Source organism: Acidobacteriota bacterium, assembly GCA_022340665.1.
In the GTDB taxonomy this organism is placed as follows: Bacteria; Acidobacteriota; Thermoanaerobaculia; order Thermoanaerobaculales; family Sulfomarinibacteraceae; genus Sulfomarinibacter.
The window spans coordinates 15,745-30,287 of sequence record JAJDNM010000125.1; the positions used below are offsets into that span (position 1 = coordinate 15,745).

Below are 14,543 nucleotides of genomic sequence, written 5' to 3' on the forward strand. Positions count from 1 at the left end.
CACCATGACGCGCCGATAGCTATACTTGGAACACGCAATCGGAGGTCGCAATGGATGACAGCCGGACTCAACCGAAGAGCCGCGTTTTGATGATGCCACGAGATACGAATCCGGCCGGCACGATCTTCGGCGGCGTGATCCTTTCCTACATCGACCAGGCTGGAGCCGAGGAAGCGCGCTGCCAGGGCGCAAAGCGGGTGGTGACGGTTGCGATCAAGGAAGTTGTGTTCCTCGAGCCGGTGTTCGTCGGAGATCTCGTATCATTCTTTACCGAGCCGGTGCGACGCGGACGGACTTCGATCACGGTTCGCGTGCGGGTCGCGGCGGCTCGCCACTTCGATCGCGGCGAGGTCGTCCAGGTCACGGAAGCTGAGATCACCTACGTGAACATCGATGCTGACCACCGCCCGACGCCGCTCGACACCGTGGCTGATCCTTCGAATGACTGAAGCCGCTTCGGACGTCGAAAGGCTGTTGCAGAGGTCGGTTCGGGCCGGCATCGCGCCAAGTGCGGTAGCCGAGTGGGGGAGGGTGGGTCACGGCACCTCGTGGGCGGTGACGGGCGCGGCGCAGGTCCTCCCCGAGCGATCGGCTGTCAACTCGGAAACCTGGTTTGATCTCGCCTCGCTGACCAAACCGCTGGCAACCTTGACCCTCACCCTGCTGGCATTTCGAACGCATGACCTCACGCCGGAATCCCGGCTTGGCGAGGTGCTCGACGAATTCAGGGGCTGTGAGATCGGCGGGCTGCCGATCAAGAGCATTCTTACGCATACTTCCGGCCTGCCGGCCTGGCTTCCGCTCTACTGTCTGGCTGACGGCAACCCGAAGGTCCTACTCTCGCGCCTGGCAGCGGTCGGGCTCGAGAAACGTCCGGGAGCTGAAGTCGTCTACTCGTGCATCGGGTTCGTGATTCTGGGTATGGTGCTGGCACGCCATGCCGACATGGCGCTGGATCGCCTCTTTCATCAACAGGTTGCCGTGCCGCTTGGTCTGCAGGATGATCTGGGTTTTATGTCTGCGGTTGAGACGCATTCTCTATGTGGTGGAGCGACTGAGCCAACCACCGAAAAGCGCCTGGTCACCGAGCAGGGCTGGGATTCAACATTGGTCCCAGCCTGGTCGCCCGGACAACCAGACGACGGCAACGCCAGGTTTCTCGGGGGTGCAGCGGGAAACGCCGGACTTTTCGGGACTGCCCGGGGGGTACGTTTGTTGGCGGGGGAGTACCTGCCCGCCGGTGGCTCGCTTTTGACGGGAGATGAGGCTCGGCGGGCAACCAGGCTCTACACGGAGGGCCTCGCTCAGGAACGAGGGTGGGGCTGGCAGCTGGGAGGTACGACAGGCGCGTCCAGCGGACCCGCCCTGTCAACGGACGCCTTCGGACACAACGGTTTTACCGGCGTATCTGTGTGGTGTGAACCCGATGATGGGAGAGTCTTCGTTCTCCTCACCAACCGAAATCACCCATCTCAAAGAGAGAATGACCTCCATCCGTTGCGGCGACGTTTCCATACACTCGCGGTATCCGACATCGCAAGAATAACCGGGCTGAGCAACACCGAAAAAGGGCAACTCCGGCCCTCAGGTGCGTATTGTGGTGAGGCGGTTGAGTGCGAAGAGAAGGGCGAGAATCACCGGCGCCCAGGCGCCAAGCGCCGGCGGTAGTACCTCGACATCACCCAGTCTGGCAAACAAGGCAGTCAGCATGAAGTAAGCAATGCCCAGGGTGAGTGCTACGGCGATTCCCTGCATGGTCGAGACCCGCCGACCTCCCCGACTGAGGCCATAGGGGAGGGCGAGCAGCACCATGACGATCGCAGACAGGGGATAGGCAAACTTCAGATGCCAGCGAACGATCAGGTTGTTCGGGCGATAACCGGATTCGATCAGTTCGTTGATGTAGGACCCTAGCTCGCGAATCGACATCTCAGATGGACGTCGGTACTCCTGACCGAAGTAGTCGGGGCCCTCCGGTATCTCGAGCTTGATCGGCGCGGTGATTCGCTTGAATTCGTCAGTTCCGTCAGGAAAGATCTGCCGAAACCAGCCTGAATCAGCGATCCACGATCCATCGATATAACGAACACGGCGGCTGAACAGGTAGAACCGCAACTGCATGTCTTCGTCGATTCGGAACATCGTGAATCGGATCAGGGTGTTGGATGGCTGGTCGTAGCGAAGGAAATTGTAAAAAGTGTTGCCCTCCCGCGACAGCAGCCACTGCCGATCACTCGCGCGGTAGGTTCGAGTGGTCTCCCGGCCCTTGATCTGGTCGAGGAGTCGTTGAGCCTCACGGTTGGCGTTCGGTACGACCGCTTCTCCCAAGATCCACAGCCCAGCCGCCGCGAATGCCGCCACCAGCAGGACGGGCACCGTCAGGCGATAGAGAGATATGCCACCCGCCTTGAGTGCGGTCAGTTCCTGGTTGCGCTCGAGGAGGGTGAGGAGGATCAAGACTGCGATCATCAGGGCAAATGGCGTGACGTCGAGGAAGACCTGAGGAACGAGGTTGGCGTAATAACCGAAAATCACGTTTGCGGGCACGTCGTTTTTCGCCATATCCTCGATGTTTCCGGTGAGGTCTGCAACGATATAGAGCAAGACGGTGCTCAACAGAACGAGGAGAATGGGCGGTACGAGACGCCGGGTCAGGTAACGATCGAGGAGTGCAGGGAATCGTGTAGCGTAGCGTCTCCTCTGGACCCGCACCGGCATGCTTCCGGTAGCCGGCGGCGCCAAGCGCCGCCCACCTTCGTTCTCCGAGGAGGATCCCAAGTCTCTGACCCACGTAACGATACGGGAAATCGGGCCTTCCGCCTTTTCGCGTTCACCCAGCCACCGATCCATTTTGGTCATCAGGAACAAGGCGATGGCCATCAGGACAATGTTCGGAAGCCAGATTCCCAGCCATGGAGGGACCTTCCCCTCCATCGCCATCATTTCTCCCTGGTTACTGAGAAAATAATAGGCGAGGACGACTCCGATAGAGATAACGAAGCCGCGGCCACGCCCACCTGACCGCGATCCGACCCCGAGCGGAAGAGCGAGAAACGCAAATACGACGCAGGCAAAAGGTATTGCCAGGCGTTTGTTCAGTTCGACCGCTGCGTGTCGCCGTTCCACTTCCACATCACCGTCGTCAAACGAGGATTCGGTTCCTTCGCGCACACTCAATTCACCGCCTCGAAGGAACCTCACGAGCTCGCCGGTCTCCCGCTCGCTCATGCCGAGTCTGAATCGGAGGGTTCCGCCTCCGCCCAACTCGGGCCTGAAAAGTTGCGACCGCGTACGATTGATCCGATAGGTCTCTGGATCCGTTTTCGAGAACTGGTGGGTCACCACGTCCTCCAGACGGATCCACTGTTCAACATCAGCCATTTCTCCAGTCGTGGCCCTGGCATCGACTCCCGCGGTCAACATTCGTCCCCGTTGCGCGAGGGTCAATCTTTCCTCACCGGGATCGGAGCTATCGAAGAACAAAACGTCTCGCCATTCACCGGTATCGGTATCGGCGTCTCTCAGATAGAGCAGGATGTTCGGCAACTGTTCGTGGAAAACGCGCGGTTCGATACGCCCGAGGTTCTTGGCCTCGACGAAGAGCCTGACCTTTAACTCACGAAGTGCACGCCCGGACCCGGGAATCACTACGAGGTACAGATATCCATTCAGCAGAGCGAGCAGCACACCCAAGCCAACAATCGGACGCAAGAGACGCCGCGCGGGAATCCCTCCCGCCTGCATCGCGACGATCTCGTTGTCATCATTCATCCGTCCGGCCGCGAGAAGCACGCCAAACAGGAAACTGAGCGGAATCGTCAGCACCACGATGTGGGGAAGCGTGATCAACAGAACCTGAAACGCGTCGCGCACCGCCACACCACGAACGAGTATCTGTTCGATCAGGTTGAATATCCCGCGCATCACGACCAGAAAGGTGTAGGTCATGAATCCCAGAAACGTTGGAGGAATGACCTCCAGAATGACCATCCGGTCGATCGTTTTGAGCAACTTCACGACGGACCGTCCTGAGGGGTTCGGGCACAGTTCATGGGTGGAATTCTACACCGTTCGATATTCCGGAACACTCAACGTCCGGGCATCGAAAGCACATGTATGAAAAAGATTCCACAGGTTTTCCGCAGGGTGAGAATTTTCCACATGATCATTGAGCATATACAATGTCCGATAAGATATATTATGTAAACCTAATATTCCAAGTGCCCAAGAAACGTCGTTTTTCAGGCCGTGGCCCTCTCCCCTGTCGTTTTCTTCAAGATTCTCAGGTCGGCTCGTTTTCGAGGCTCGATTCGATTTCTCGAATCACTTCACGGAGGGCTTCTATCACCTGGCGAGGCTCGGGCTCCGATTCGGTTTGGAATGAAAGCGATAACGAAAAGGAACGCTCGGGATGGCGGAAACGGAGTGTGAAAGGTTTTTGGGGAATTGGTCGCGGGGGCTGGTCTTCGGATGTGACTGCACCGTCTGCAAGCGCTGCACGGCGGTCTCGGACGGCGGCGCGATCGAGCCGATCCTGGACGATCTCTTGGACGAGCTGCTTCATGGCTTCTTCGCTAGGGGCCTTGGCGATTTCCAGGAGCATGCCCTTGGCGGTGATGTCGGCATGCCGACATAGGTCGCGGATCGGCTCCGGGATGGCGAGCAGGCGTAAGGTCTCGGACACGGTAATTCGGGATCGGGAGACGGCTTCCGCTACCTGTTGATGGGTGTAATCGTATTTTTGGATGAGGGTACGATAGCCATCGGCCTCCTCGAAAGCGGTAAGGTCCTTGCGTTGGAGGTTTTCGATGAGGGCGATTTCGAGAGCTTGTTGATCATTGACGGTGAGTTCGATGCACGGCACCTCGGAGAGGCCGACGGCCATGGCTGCGTGGAACCGGCGTTCACCGGAAACGAGTTCGTAGCGCCCATCGTCCAGTTGGCGGACGAGCAGCGGTTCGAGCACGCCATGCGCGTCGATCGAAGATCGAAGATCGTCGAGATCGCCGAGATTGGTACGCGGTTGGTCCTGGTTGCTGGAGATGGACGTGATTCGCACCATTCGACCAATACCCTCCCCCATTCTTTGCGCGAGTTCATCGACGAAATGGCGGTCATGCCGCATGCGTCGATTCGGCGGGAGGCCCGCCTTACTTTGACCCGACACGTTCCAACACCTCCTCACAGAGTCGATAGTATTCGTAGGCGCCGCTGGAAGAGGGCGCGTGGTCGAAAATACTTGTCCGGTGGGCCGGGGACTCCTCGAGACGCACGCTTTTGGCGATGAAGGTATCGAAAACCAGATCGCCGAAAACGCCTATGATTTCTTCGCGGACCTGCTTGGAGAGGATGGTACGGCGGTCGAACATGGTTATCAATACGCCGAGCATCCGCAGTTGGGTGTTGGGCCGGGCCTTGATCTTGTCGACCGTCTCGAGAAGGTCGTCGGTGCCTTCGAGGGCGAAATAGGATGCCTGGATCGGTATCAGGACATGAGAGGCCGCGACCAGAGCGTTGACCGTCAGAAGGCCAAGGGTGGGTGGCGTGTCGATGATGATCGCGTCGAAGCGTCGCCGTACGGAGTTGATCGCGTCCTTGAGGCGGTACGGAGCATCCAGCTCGCCAACCATTCTCACCTCGAGCTTTGCCATGGCAATGCGCGAAGGGGCGACCCAGAGATTTTCACGAGGGCCCGGAATAATGACGTCTTTCATCGGGATCGCGCCGCAGAGAACGTCGTACATGTTGCCGTTGATGGCGTCGAGATCAACATTCGACAAGGTGGAATTGGCTTGGGGGTCGAGGTCGACCAGGAGAGTACGTTGGCCTTTCTGCGCCAGACCGGCGGCGAGGTTGATGGCGGTCGTGGTTTTTCCGACGCCGCCTTTTTGATTGGTGATGGCAATCTTCATGAGATCTCCGAGCCTCGATCAGGTTGGTTGGTTGATGCCGGCGCGACGGCCACTATAGGTGGGATGCGAAACGTGTGTCAATGACGTGCAGTTTCGGCCAAAGGGACGAGTCACATCTCGTACTCGCCCATATCTTCGGGCCGCAGCCGTTCGAGGATCGATAGGAGAGCCTCCTCGGAGGTGGATTCCGTCACGACAGCGCGTTCGAGCACCGAAGAATCGACAAGGATATCGACCTTCGCCCGGAGCGCCAGGGCGATCGCGTCGGAAGGCCTTGAATCCACCTGAAACGTATCCGATGTTGTGTTTCTGAGCTGTATGGAAGCTATGAATACGCTGTCATCGAGCGAGTGGATAAAGATGTGATCGACCGAGCATCCGACAGTCGCGAGCAGGCTTTGGATGAGGTCGTGCGTCATCGGGCGCGGCGTCTCGACTCCTTCGAGTTCGAGAGCAATGGAATTCGCCTCGCAGACACCGATCCAGATGGGCAGGAACGAATCGCCACCCGGGTTTTCGAGGATGACCACCGGGCTGTTGGTGGCGGGATCCATGATCAGGCCCCGAACTGTCATCGGGACCGCGGACGAGGAATCTCTGACATCGCTCATGCACCCAATGTGTCGATGCCCGGGCGAGATGTCAAGCGGCGCCGATCACTGGCAGCCTTCCGCCGGTCTGCTCGCGTTCGCCAAAAAGCGAATGGGCGCTCGCGCGTGTAATCTGGACATCGACGATTTCACCCACCCCTTCTCGCCCGGTCTTGGCGAAGTTCACAACCCGGTTGTCCTCACCCCTCCCCTGCCAGTGGTCGGGGTTCCTGCGGCTGTCACCGTCGATCAGGACCGGAATGGCTCGGCCGATGAGTTCTCGATTCAGCTCCTTGGATATCCGGTCGGTAAGCTCGAAGAGGCGATGGAGGCGATCCTTCTTGATCGCTTCCTCGACCTGCCCCTCGTAACGAGCCGCTGGCGTTTTCGGTCGTGGCGAGAACGGGAAGGCGAACACCTGCCCGAAGCGGACCTCTTCTAGGAGCTCCAAGGTCTTCCCAAAATCCTCCTCGGATTCCCCCGGAAAACCGACGATAACGTCGGTCGAGAGGTTGATATCCGGTACCGCGTTCCGCAGCCGCGCGATGAGGTCCAGGTACTCCTCACGGGTGTAGCGCCGGTGCATGCGAGCGAGGATCTCGTTGGCGCCAGCCTGGAAAGGGATATGGAGGTACCGCGAAACCTTTCGGTGGGTGGCCAGGACATTGATCAAACGTCGGTCGAAGTGCCGTGGGTGGGAGGTGATATACCGAACCCGTGCCAATTCAGGCACACCGGCCACCTTCGCCAACAGTTCTGCGAAGTCCGCACCGCTCTCCGGGCACCGGTAGGCGTTGATAGTCTGACCGAGGAGCTCGACCTCCCGAACCCCAGTTGCGGCAACGACATGAACCTCATCGAGCACCGCGTTCAGTGGACGGCTCGCTTCACGACCGCGCGTATGGGGAACCACGCAGAAGGTGCAGAACTCGTTGCAGCCCTCGATGACCGTGATCATGCCGCGGGTCGAACTCTTGCGAAAAATGGTGCGGAAGTTGTGGTCATTTTCGGCATCGAATCCGACGAGCACCGGCCTCGTTCCCTGTCGCACGCCGCGAATGGCCTCTCCCAACCTGCCGATCTGCCCAGGCCCGAGCACGAAGCCTACACGAGCCGACTGTTGTAACAGCCTTGCACCCTCCTGCTCGGCAACGCAACCGCATACACCTATGATGGGCGGATCCGGTGCATTACCCAGGACCCCGATCCGACTCGAGATCTTCCGTACAGGGCGCTCGCGAACGGAGCACGTATTGAGGATTACAAGATCTGCTTCGGTTGCTGAAGACGCGGGTCCCATGCCGTTTGCGCGGAGTTGACCTTCAATCAGCTCGCTGTCGTGCTGATTCATCTGGCAACCCCACGTCTCAATGAAAAAGGATCTCATTCGCAGATTCCGTCAATCGCAGGTAAGTTTAACGTTCCCGTCGTCGGACCGCAAGAATCGACAACCAAAAAGATGTAATTTATTGATTTAAAACGTATTTATGCGATGCTAGGTCGTCACGAGAGATCGCCGAGCAGCGGTTTACCGGGTTGCACTCGGCGTTGGTTGCTTGATCTCTCGGAACCATCCGGGTTCAGCGCCGTCCTTCCGCGCCTCGATCTTGATTTGCTCGATCATCGGCTCTTCGACTCGGAGTTGCTCTGCGAGTTCTTCACGCCTCTCCAGTGATCGGTCGAGCTTGGGCTTGATCACACCGTCGCGGTAGGCGGGGTCGTCCCAAGCGTAAAAGTCGCGCCATAAACCCGGGATCTCGCGGTCGAGATTCTCGATCTGCTGTCTGAGATTCTCAACCAAGGCAAGCTGTCTCAGGTAGCGGGTCTGCCAGTAGACCTTTCTCTCGTTGACTTGCTGTGCGCCGCGGTCGACGATCCTGACGTCCAGCCCGCTGTGGACGTCACGAGTGAGCCTCCGCTGGGTACTCGAACCTGCCTCGGTCAACCCGCCCTTCTCCGCGTATTCGTCCAGATTCTCGTTGGAAATGACGATCGATCCGCCGGAAGGGGCCGTCGCATCCCGGTTGAGTTTTTTGTTCTTGGCAAGATCCGCCAGGCTCTTGCCCGTAGGCCGAGGCGTCGGTGTGGGTGATCTTTCCTCGGCTGACATATTTCCCCCAGCGAGCAAAACCAATATCAGGCTCGAACAAACAATGCAGTGAAAGCTACAATTTCGCCGGGTTTCCATGGGGCACCTCTCCCCTCTTCAATTATACGGGTGAGGACGGGAAATGATCACGGTGCGTTGGTTCCCTCGCGTCCGTATCGATCCTCGAGCCTGACCACGTCGTCGAGGTCATTGGTCGACACCTCGAGCAGGCGGCAGTCGGAAATCGCAACCATCCGATGAAGTGTCCCCGGAGGGATGTGGAAAACCGTACCCTCTTCGAGACGGTGCGTTTCGAGGTGGTCGATGTCCGGTCCGGTGACGAGCTCGAGCTCGCCGTCAAGGACCCTCAGGGTCTCCACCTTGGTTTCATGGTACTGAAGGCTCAGAGCCTCCCCCCGCTGAATGAAGAGGATCTTGCCGACGTAGTCTTCCGTTTCTGCAAAGATCTCTTCATGTCCCCACGGCTTCTCGACCTGACGTGCGGTTTTGATTTCCATGATTCCTCCTCCGCAGTGGTCATACGTGAATCTTGGTTTTTGCCAGCAAAAAGGCGAGTCTCTCGAGTAGGTATTCCTCGACTTCGCGTGCAGTGACGAGCTTCACGGCCTGACGGGCCATCTGCGTAGCCTTGCGGAAGGAGAGCTGACGGATGAGCGCTCTCACTACGGGAACTGCCTGCGGATTCATGCTGAAATTCTCGAGACCGAGACCGACGAGAACCGGGACCATCAACGGATCGGCTGCCATTTCTCCGCACATGGATACGTCGGTCTGTGCGGCCTTGCCGGCAGCTACCACCTGGGAGATGAGGCGTAATACGGCCGGATTGGTCGGCCGATAAAGGTCGGCTACCAGGTCGTTCGAGCGATCAACCGCAAGAGAGTATTGAATGAGGTCGTTTGTACCGATAGACATGAAATCGACTTCGCGGGCGAGCTCGCGCGCCATGATCGCCGATGATGGCACCTCTACCATGGCCCCGATCGGGATTGCCGCTGGCACGTCGAATCCTTCGCCTCGCAACTCCTCGCGAATCTCCCGCACCAGCAGGCGGGCGACGCGGATTTCCTGGACCCCACTAATGAGCGGGAACATGATCTTCAATCTGCCCTCGGGGAAACTGGCGGCTGTCCGCAGCAGTGCGCGCAACTGCGTCCGGAAGAATTCCGGTTTCGAAAAGCACAAGCGAATTCCGCGCAGACCGAGGACTGGATTGGCTTCTGAACCTTCACCGATGATCTCCCGCGCGAGTTTCCTGCCTCCCAGATCAAAGGTCCGGATAGTCACCGGATTTGGTGCCATCTCAGAAACCATTTCCCGATAGACCTCGACGTGGTCGTCTTCGGTCGGCAACGCCGGACTCATCTTCATGTAGAGGAACTCGGAGCGATAGAGGCCGATGCCACCAACGTTCCATTCCTTGGCTTGTTGAATCTCGTTCGGGAGATCGATGTTCGCCAGCAGATTGAGCGGGCGGCCGTCACGAGTCACCGTCGGCACGTCCCTCATCTTCATGAGGGTGGCCTGTTGGGCTTCGTACTCTTCCCTCCGCGAGCGATATTCGCTGAGTTCGGCGGGCCGGGGATCAAACACGATCTTGCCTTCGAACGCGTCCAGCGCGATTTTGCGCGAACGCTTGGCTTCCTCGCACGAACCGTGGGCTCCGACGATTACCGGGATACCGAGTGACCGGGCGATGATCGTCGTATGCGAGGTCGGTCCACCGAGCTCGAGTGCGAATCCGAGAATCTTTTCGAGTGGAAGCTGAACCGCGGTCGAGGGGGGAAGGTCGTCGGCCACCAGAATCACTGGCTGATCGAGCCGCTCCAACTGGCCGAGGTGAAGACCGTGCAGTGCATTCAGGATTTGGGTTGCGACGTCTAGAACGTCGAGCTTACGGTCGGCGAGGTAGTCGTCCGGAAGGGCTTCGAACTTCGAGATCAGATCTTCCAGAACTTTGTCGACCGCCCAACCAGCGTTCACCTCCTCCTCACGTATGATTTTCTCGACCGGCCCGGTAAAGGATGGATCAGAGGCGATGAGCTGGTGGGCCTCGAAGATCGCCGCATACTCTTCTCCCATTTGTTTCGAAGCCCGATCCCGGTTCTCCTGAATATTCTCGACAGTTGTCGCCACTGCCTTGCGAAACCTTTTGATCTCCTTGTCGATCTTCTCGGGAGGAATCGTGATCCGTAGGGTGGAGATAGGACGCGTTTCATGCACCACCGGCTCACCGATGGCGATTCCGGGACTCACCCCGAGGCCTCTGAGGGATCGACTCACTGCCCCTCTCCAAACTTGTCGGCGAAGAGGTCCGCGATTGCTCGAACTGCTTCGACCTCGTCCACCCCGTCAGCACGGACATTCAGAGGGGTGCCTTTGGTGGCGGCTAGGGTGAGAATGCCCAGGATCGATTTCGCATTGACTTCCTCATGTTCGGTGCCGACGTAGATTTCCGACTCGAACGCGCTCGCAGTGTGCACCAGCTTGGCTGCAGCGCGTGCATGAAGCCCGAGCTTGTTCGTGATCGTCACCTGCTCTTGGGTCATTCAGTCTCTCCTCGTTTCTGGAAATCAAAGGTCGTGTAGACCTCGTGGTATTCGACCGAATATCTGCCCTTCTATTCTAGCTTTTGAATGAGGTGCGCTATTTCGACCCCACAGCCCTGGCGTGCAACAGCTCGCTTGCCAGGCGGATGCTCTTCTGACCCGCCGCGGTCAGGCCTGTCGCAAGCTCCTCCAGGCTCAGGTCCCGCCCTTTGAGAGAACCGAGTTTGACGAGCATCGGCAGATTGACGCCGGTCACTATCTCCACCTTCTTCGGCTCGAGAAATGCAAGGGCAAGATTGGTGGCTGTGCCGCCGAACATGTCGGTCAGCACGAGGGTACCGTCCCCCTGGTCGAGTTCTCTGAGCTGTTTCTTGAGTGTTCTGGACGCTTCATCGGAGTCGACATCCCACGGCAGCGACATCGCAGCGGCTTGACCTTCCAGGCTCGGATCGATGATCTCGGCCGCTTTCAGGAGCTCGGATGCCAAGTTGCCGTGGGTCAAGACGAGGACGGGAATCATGAGTACCTCCATCGTTCCTTGTCACGATGATGAACCACTACCTCGTGACCACCCTGCTTGAGTGCCTCGGCCACCCGGTTGGCCATGTAGACCGAACGATGGCGACCACCCGTGCACCCCATAGCAATGCCGAGGTTCGTCTTGAGCTCATCGGCATATTTGGGTAGGAGGTACGATATCAGGTCCATGATTTCCCCCACCGCCTCCTCGACTTCAGGAAACTGATCGAGCCAATCGGCAACAGGTGGGTCGTTTCCTGAGAGTGCACGAAGCTCGTCCTCGAAGAAGGGATTCGGGAGGAAACGTACATCAAAGACCAAGCTTGCCGTTGCCGGAACTCCCTGCTGATACGAGAAGCTCTGGACGTCGAGCGTCATGACCCTGCGCGCGCTGTCGTCGCCAGCGAGGGCGAGGACCTGACGTCGGAGGTCGTGCGGCGACAATCCGGTCGTGTCGAAAAGTATGTCGGCGAGATCGCGAACGCCTTCGAGCGCATTGCGTTCTTCGGTGATTGCGCGCTCGAGATTGAGTTCGCGCAGCGGATGAGGTCGACGGGCAACCGAAAATCGGCGAAGCAGGACCTCCGGTGACGCCTCGACGAATATCAGACGGAGAGCCGGGATCTGTGACTTGAGGGATTTGAAGAAGCCCGGAAATCGTTGGATCATACCCTCCGTGCGCACGTCGAGGACGACCACCAAATGATCCAAGTCGTCTTCCGTCCGATCGAAAAGTTGGGGCACGAGATCAAGAGGAATATTGTCGACGCAGACGTAGCCGATGTCTTCCAAGCTTCTGCTGAGAACCGATTTCCCGGCGCCGGAAAGGCCGGTGATCACGAATGGCCCGCTGAACGATTCCTCACGAGTCATCGTTCCCTCCTTCGGCGATCAGATTGACACTCTCGAGGAAGCCACGTTCGTCCTCGATCCCCCTCTGGGCGAGCAGACATTTGCGAACAGCGGTTTCGACCATGATCGCGAGATCTCTTCCGGGTGCGACAACCATTGTGTATTTCGGGATTTCGATACCGAGAATCTCCTGGGTCGACGTCCACGCGCTCGGGCGCTCCATCATCTGTTCGCGCCACTTCTGTTCCATCCTGCGTGCTTCGGGGGTCAGCTTGGTGAGCTGAATGACCAGGGAAACCGAGACCGACGGTGATGTCGCGGTCATACCGAAGTGCTTTCGCACGTCGATAATGCCGACGCCGCGAAGCTCGAGGTAGTTTTCGAGCAGGGAGTGCGGGCTGCCCTGCAATCCCCGGTGATGGACTCGTCGGATGACCACTGTGTCATCCGCTACCAGGCGGTGACCCCGGTAAACGAGTTCCAGTGCGCACTCACTCTTGCCGATGCCGGGATCGCCGACGATCAGTGTTCCGAGCGAGAAGACATCGACTAACACTCCATGCAACTGGACCCGCGGAGCGAGCACGTCTTCGAGGAAGTCCGAAATCGTCTCGATGACTTCCGAAGTCTGCACCGGCGAAACCAACAGCGGAACGCTGGCCGCATCTGCCGCCGCCAACACGGTTTCCGGAGGACGAGTTCCCTTGGTCGACACCACGCACGGAATATCGAGTCCCATCAAGCGCTCGAGGCGCAGGGACGCCTCCTGTTCGGAAAAGGTGGCCAAAAAGTTGTATTCCGACTCACCAAGTATCTGTAGCCTGCCGGGCTTGACGGCTTCCAGGTAGCCGGCCAGGGCGAGGTCGGGTTTCTGGATCCTCGGATTTGTGATGCACGACTTCCCAAGGCCCTTGGCTCCGGCAACAACTTCGAGCTTGAGAGGAGCGAGGCGGCGTTCGACGAGCAACCGTTCAACCGGAATCGGTTCCGGTGCTGTCACAATCCCTCCTCCTCCGCGGCCCTGTTGAGAGCGGCGACGGCTTCCTCGGCATCGACTGCGGTTTGAAGCTCCGTACGCAACTCGCGTCGTTTCAACACGCGAGCGATCTGCGACAGAACCTGAAGGTGGGCTGCGGGTTGATCCGGCGGCGACAAGACAACGAACAAGAACGAAACCGGGTCCTCGTCTGCTCCGCCGAAGGAGATACCTTCTTTCAACCGTGCGAGCGCGATCTCTATCTGCTGCAGGCCTTGGGTCTTGCAGTGAGGGATTGCAAAGCCGTCGCCAACCGAGGTCGAACCGAGCTCCTCCCGTTCCTTGAGCGCGTCGACCACCTGTTCCGAGTCCAGCCCGAGGGTCGGCGAAAATACGTCAGCCGCTGCTGTCAGGGCAGATCGAACGTCGGACGCATCGAGGTCGAGGTAGACGTGTTCGGGCTTGATGAGCTTGTGGATTTTCATTAGAACTCTGGCGTGATCAACCCCAGGTTTTTGTCCTGTCGACGGTAGATGACGTTGATCCGATCGTTCGAAGAGTTGCGGAACACGAGAAATCCGTAGCTCGAATCGTCGAGCTGCAGGACAGCCTCCTCGATCGACATCGGTTTGATCGGAATGCTGCTACGCTCGACGATCTGCGGTTCTCCGCTTGCGATCGACTTCGGTTCGAGCACATCTACAGTCCATCCCTGGTCGATTTTCGCCTCAGACCCAGCCCTCTTCTTGTGATCCTTCAGTCGGGTTTTGGCACGCCGAGCCTGGATTTCAAGCTTGTCGACAGCTTCCTGGATGGCGGCGGTCACGTCCTTATTCTGTGCCGTCGACTGGACGACAAAATCCTTGCCCCTCACCGATATATCGACGACGTGAAGATGGCGTTCCTGTTCGACTTCGACTCGGACATCCAGGATGTCGTTGAAGTATTTTTTGACCTTGGCTAGCTTTTTTTCGGCAACTTGCCGCGACTGATCGGTCAACGTGACCTTTCGGGCGATGTACTCGACTTTCATTC

The 14,543-nt window shown here is 58.4% G+C and carries 16 protein-coding genes; 2 read left to right on the forward strand and 14 right to left on the reverse strand.

Annotation, left to right across the window (positions count from 1 at the left end; all coding sequences use genetic code 11):
• The first annotated feature begins 50 nt into the window (after positions 1–50).
• The gene (locus LJE93_13640) at positions 51–449 is read left to right on the forward strand and encodes an acyl-CoA thioesterase (GenBank protein MCG6949948.1); all 399 of its coding nucleotides are present in this window, start codon (positions 51–53) and stop codon (positions 447–449) included.
• Positions 442–1,668: a beta-lactamase family protein gene (locus LJE93_13645; GenBank protein ID MCG6949949.1), complete on the forward strand. Its 1,227-nt coding sequence runs from the start codon at positions 442–444 to the stop codon at positions 1,666–1,668. The genes LJE93_13640 and LJE93_13645 overlap by 8 nt, the downstream gene beginning before the upstream one ends.
• Here the strand turns inward: LJE93_13645 and LJE93_13650 are convergent.
• The 14 genes from LJE93_13650 to raiA all read right to left on the reverse strand — a co-directional run bounded on the left by LJE93_13650 (position 1,585) and on the right by raiA (position 14,541).
• Positions 1,585–4,017, reverse strand: coding sequence for an LptF/LptG family permease (locus tag LJE93_13650; protein ID MCG6949950.1), 2,433 nt, complete (start codon positions 4,015–4,017; stop codon positions 1,585–1,587). The genes LJE93_13645 and LJE93_13650 overlap by 84 nt on opposite strands.
• Before the next feature lie 265 nt (positions 4,018–4,282).
• On the reverse strand, positions 4,283–5,083 hold the full coding sequence (locus tag LJE93_13655; protein ID MCG6949951.1) for a ParB/RepB/Spo0J family partition protein: 801 nt from the start codon (positions 5,081–5,083) through the stop codon (positions 4,283–4,285).
• A gap of 67 nt (positions 5,084–5,150) precedes the next feature.
• Positions 5,151–5,912 carry an AAA family ATPase gene (locus LJE93_13660; protein MCG6949952.1) on the reverse strand — a complete coding sequence of 254 codons (762 nt, stop codon included), beginning with the start codon at positions 5,910–5,912 and terminating at the stop codon, positions 5,151–5,153.
• A 110-nt stretch (positions 5,913–6,022) separates the two neighbouring features.
• Positions 6,023–6,523, reverse strand: a complete 501-nt coding sequence (locus tag LJE93_13665; protein ID MCG6949953.1) for a bifunctional nuclease family protein — start codon at positions 6,521–6,523, stop codon at positions 6,023–6,025.
• Positions 6,524–6,554: 31 nt separating this feature from the next.
• Positions 6,555–7,889, reverse strand: a complete 1,335-nt coding sequence (miaB, locus tag LJE93_13670; GenBank protein ID MCG6949954.1) for a tRNA (N6-isopentenyl adenosine(37)-C2)-methylthiotransferase MiaB — start codon at positions 7,887–7,889, stop codon at positions 6,555–6,557.
• Between the two features lie 141 nt (positions 7,890–8,030).
• Entirely contained in the window at positions 8,031–8,612 is a 582-nt protein-coding gene (locus tag LJE93_13675; GenBank protein MCG6949955.1) for a hypothetical protein, read from the reverse strand.
• A gap of 125 nt (positions 8,613–8,737) precedes the next feature.
• Positions 8,738–9,103, reverse strand: a complete 366-nt coding sequence (locus LJE93_13680; protein ID MCG6949956.1) for a cupin domain-containing protein — start codon at positions 9,101–9,103, stop codon at positions 8,738–8,740.
• 25 nt (positions 9,104–9,128) lie between these two features.
• A complete protein-coding gene (gene ptsP, locus LJE93_13685) occupies positions 9,129–10,895 on the reverse strand; it encodes a phosphoenolpyruvate--protein phosphotransferase (GenBank protein MCG6949957.1) in 1,767 nt (588 codons plus the stop codon).
• Positions 10,892–11,161, reverse strand: a complete 270-nt coding sequence (locus LJE93_13690; GenBank protein MCG6949958.1) for an HPr family phosphocarrier protein — start codon at positions 11,159–11,161, stop codon at positions 10,892–10,894. The genes ptsP and LJE93_13690 overlap by 4 nt, the downstream gene beginning before the upstream one ends.
• 97 nt (positions 11,162–11,258) lie before the next feature.
• Entirely contained in the window at positions 11,259–11,681 is a 423-nt protein-coding gene (locus LJE93_13695) for a PTS sugar transporter subunit IIA (protein MCG6949959.1), read from the reverse strand.
• Positions 11,678–12,553 (reverse strand): RNase adapter RapZ, encoded by an 876-nt coding sequence (gene rapZ / locus LJE93_13700; GenBank protein MCG6949960.1) that lies wholly within the window; start codon positions 12,551–12,553, stop codon positions 11,678–11,680. Before rapZ ends, LJE93_13695 begins: the two co-directional genes overlap by 4 nt.
• Positions 12,543–13,532, reverse strand: a complete 990-nt coding sequence (hprK, locus tag LJE93_13705; protein ID MCG6949961.1) for an HPr(Ser) kinase/phosphatase — start codon at positions 13,530–13,532, stop codon at positions 12,543–12,545. Before hprK ends, rapZ begins: the two co-directional genes overlap by 11 nt.
• Positions 13,529–13,993 carry a PTS sugar transporter subunit IIA gene (locus LJE93_13710; protein MCG6949962.1) on the reverse strand — a complete coding sequence of 155 codons (465 nt, stop codon included), beginning with the start codon at positions 13,991–13,993 and terminating at the stop codon, positions 13,529–13,531. Before LJE93_13710 ends, hprK begins: the two co-directional genes overlap by 4 nt.
• Positions 13,993–14,541 (reverse strand): ribosome-associated translation inhibitor RaiA, encoded by a 549-nt coding sequence (gene raiA / locus LJE93_13715; GenBank protein ID MCG6949963.1) that lies wholly within the window; start codon positions 14,539–14,541, stop codon positions 13,993–13,995. Before raiA ends, LJE93_13710 begins: the two co-directional genes overlap by 1 nt.
• Positions 14,542–14,543: the final 2 nt, after the last annotated feature.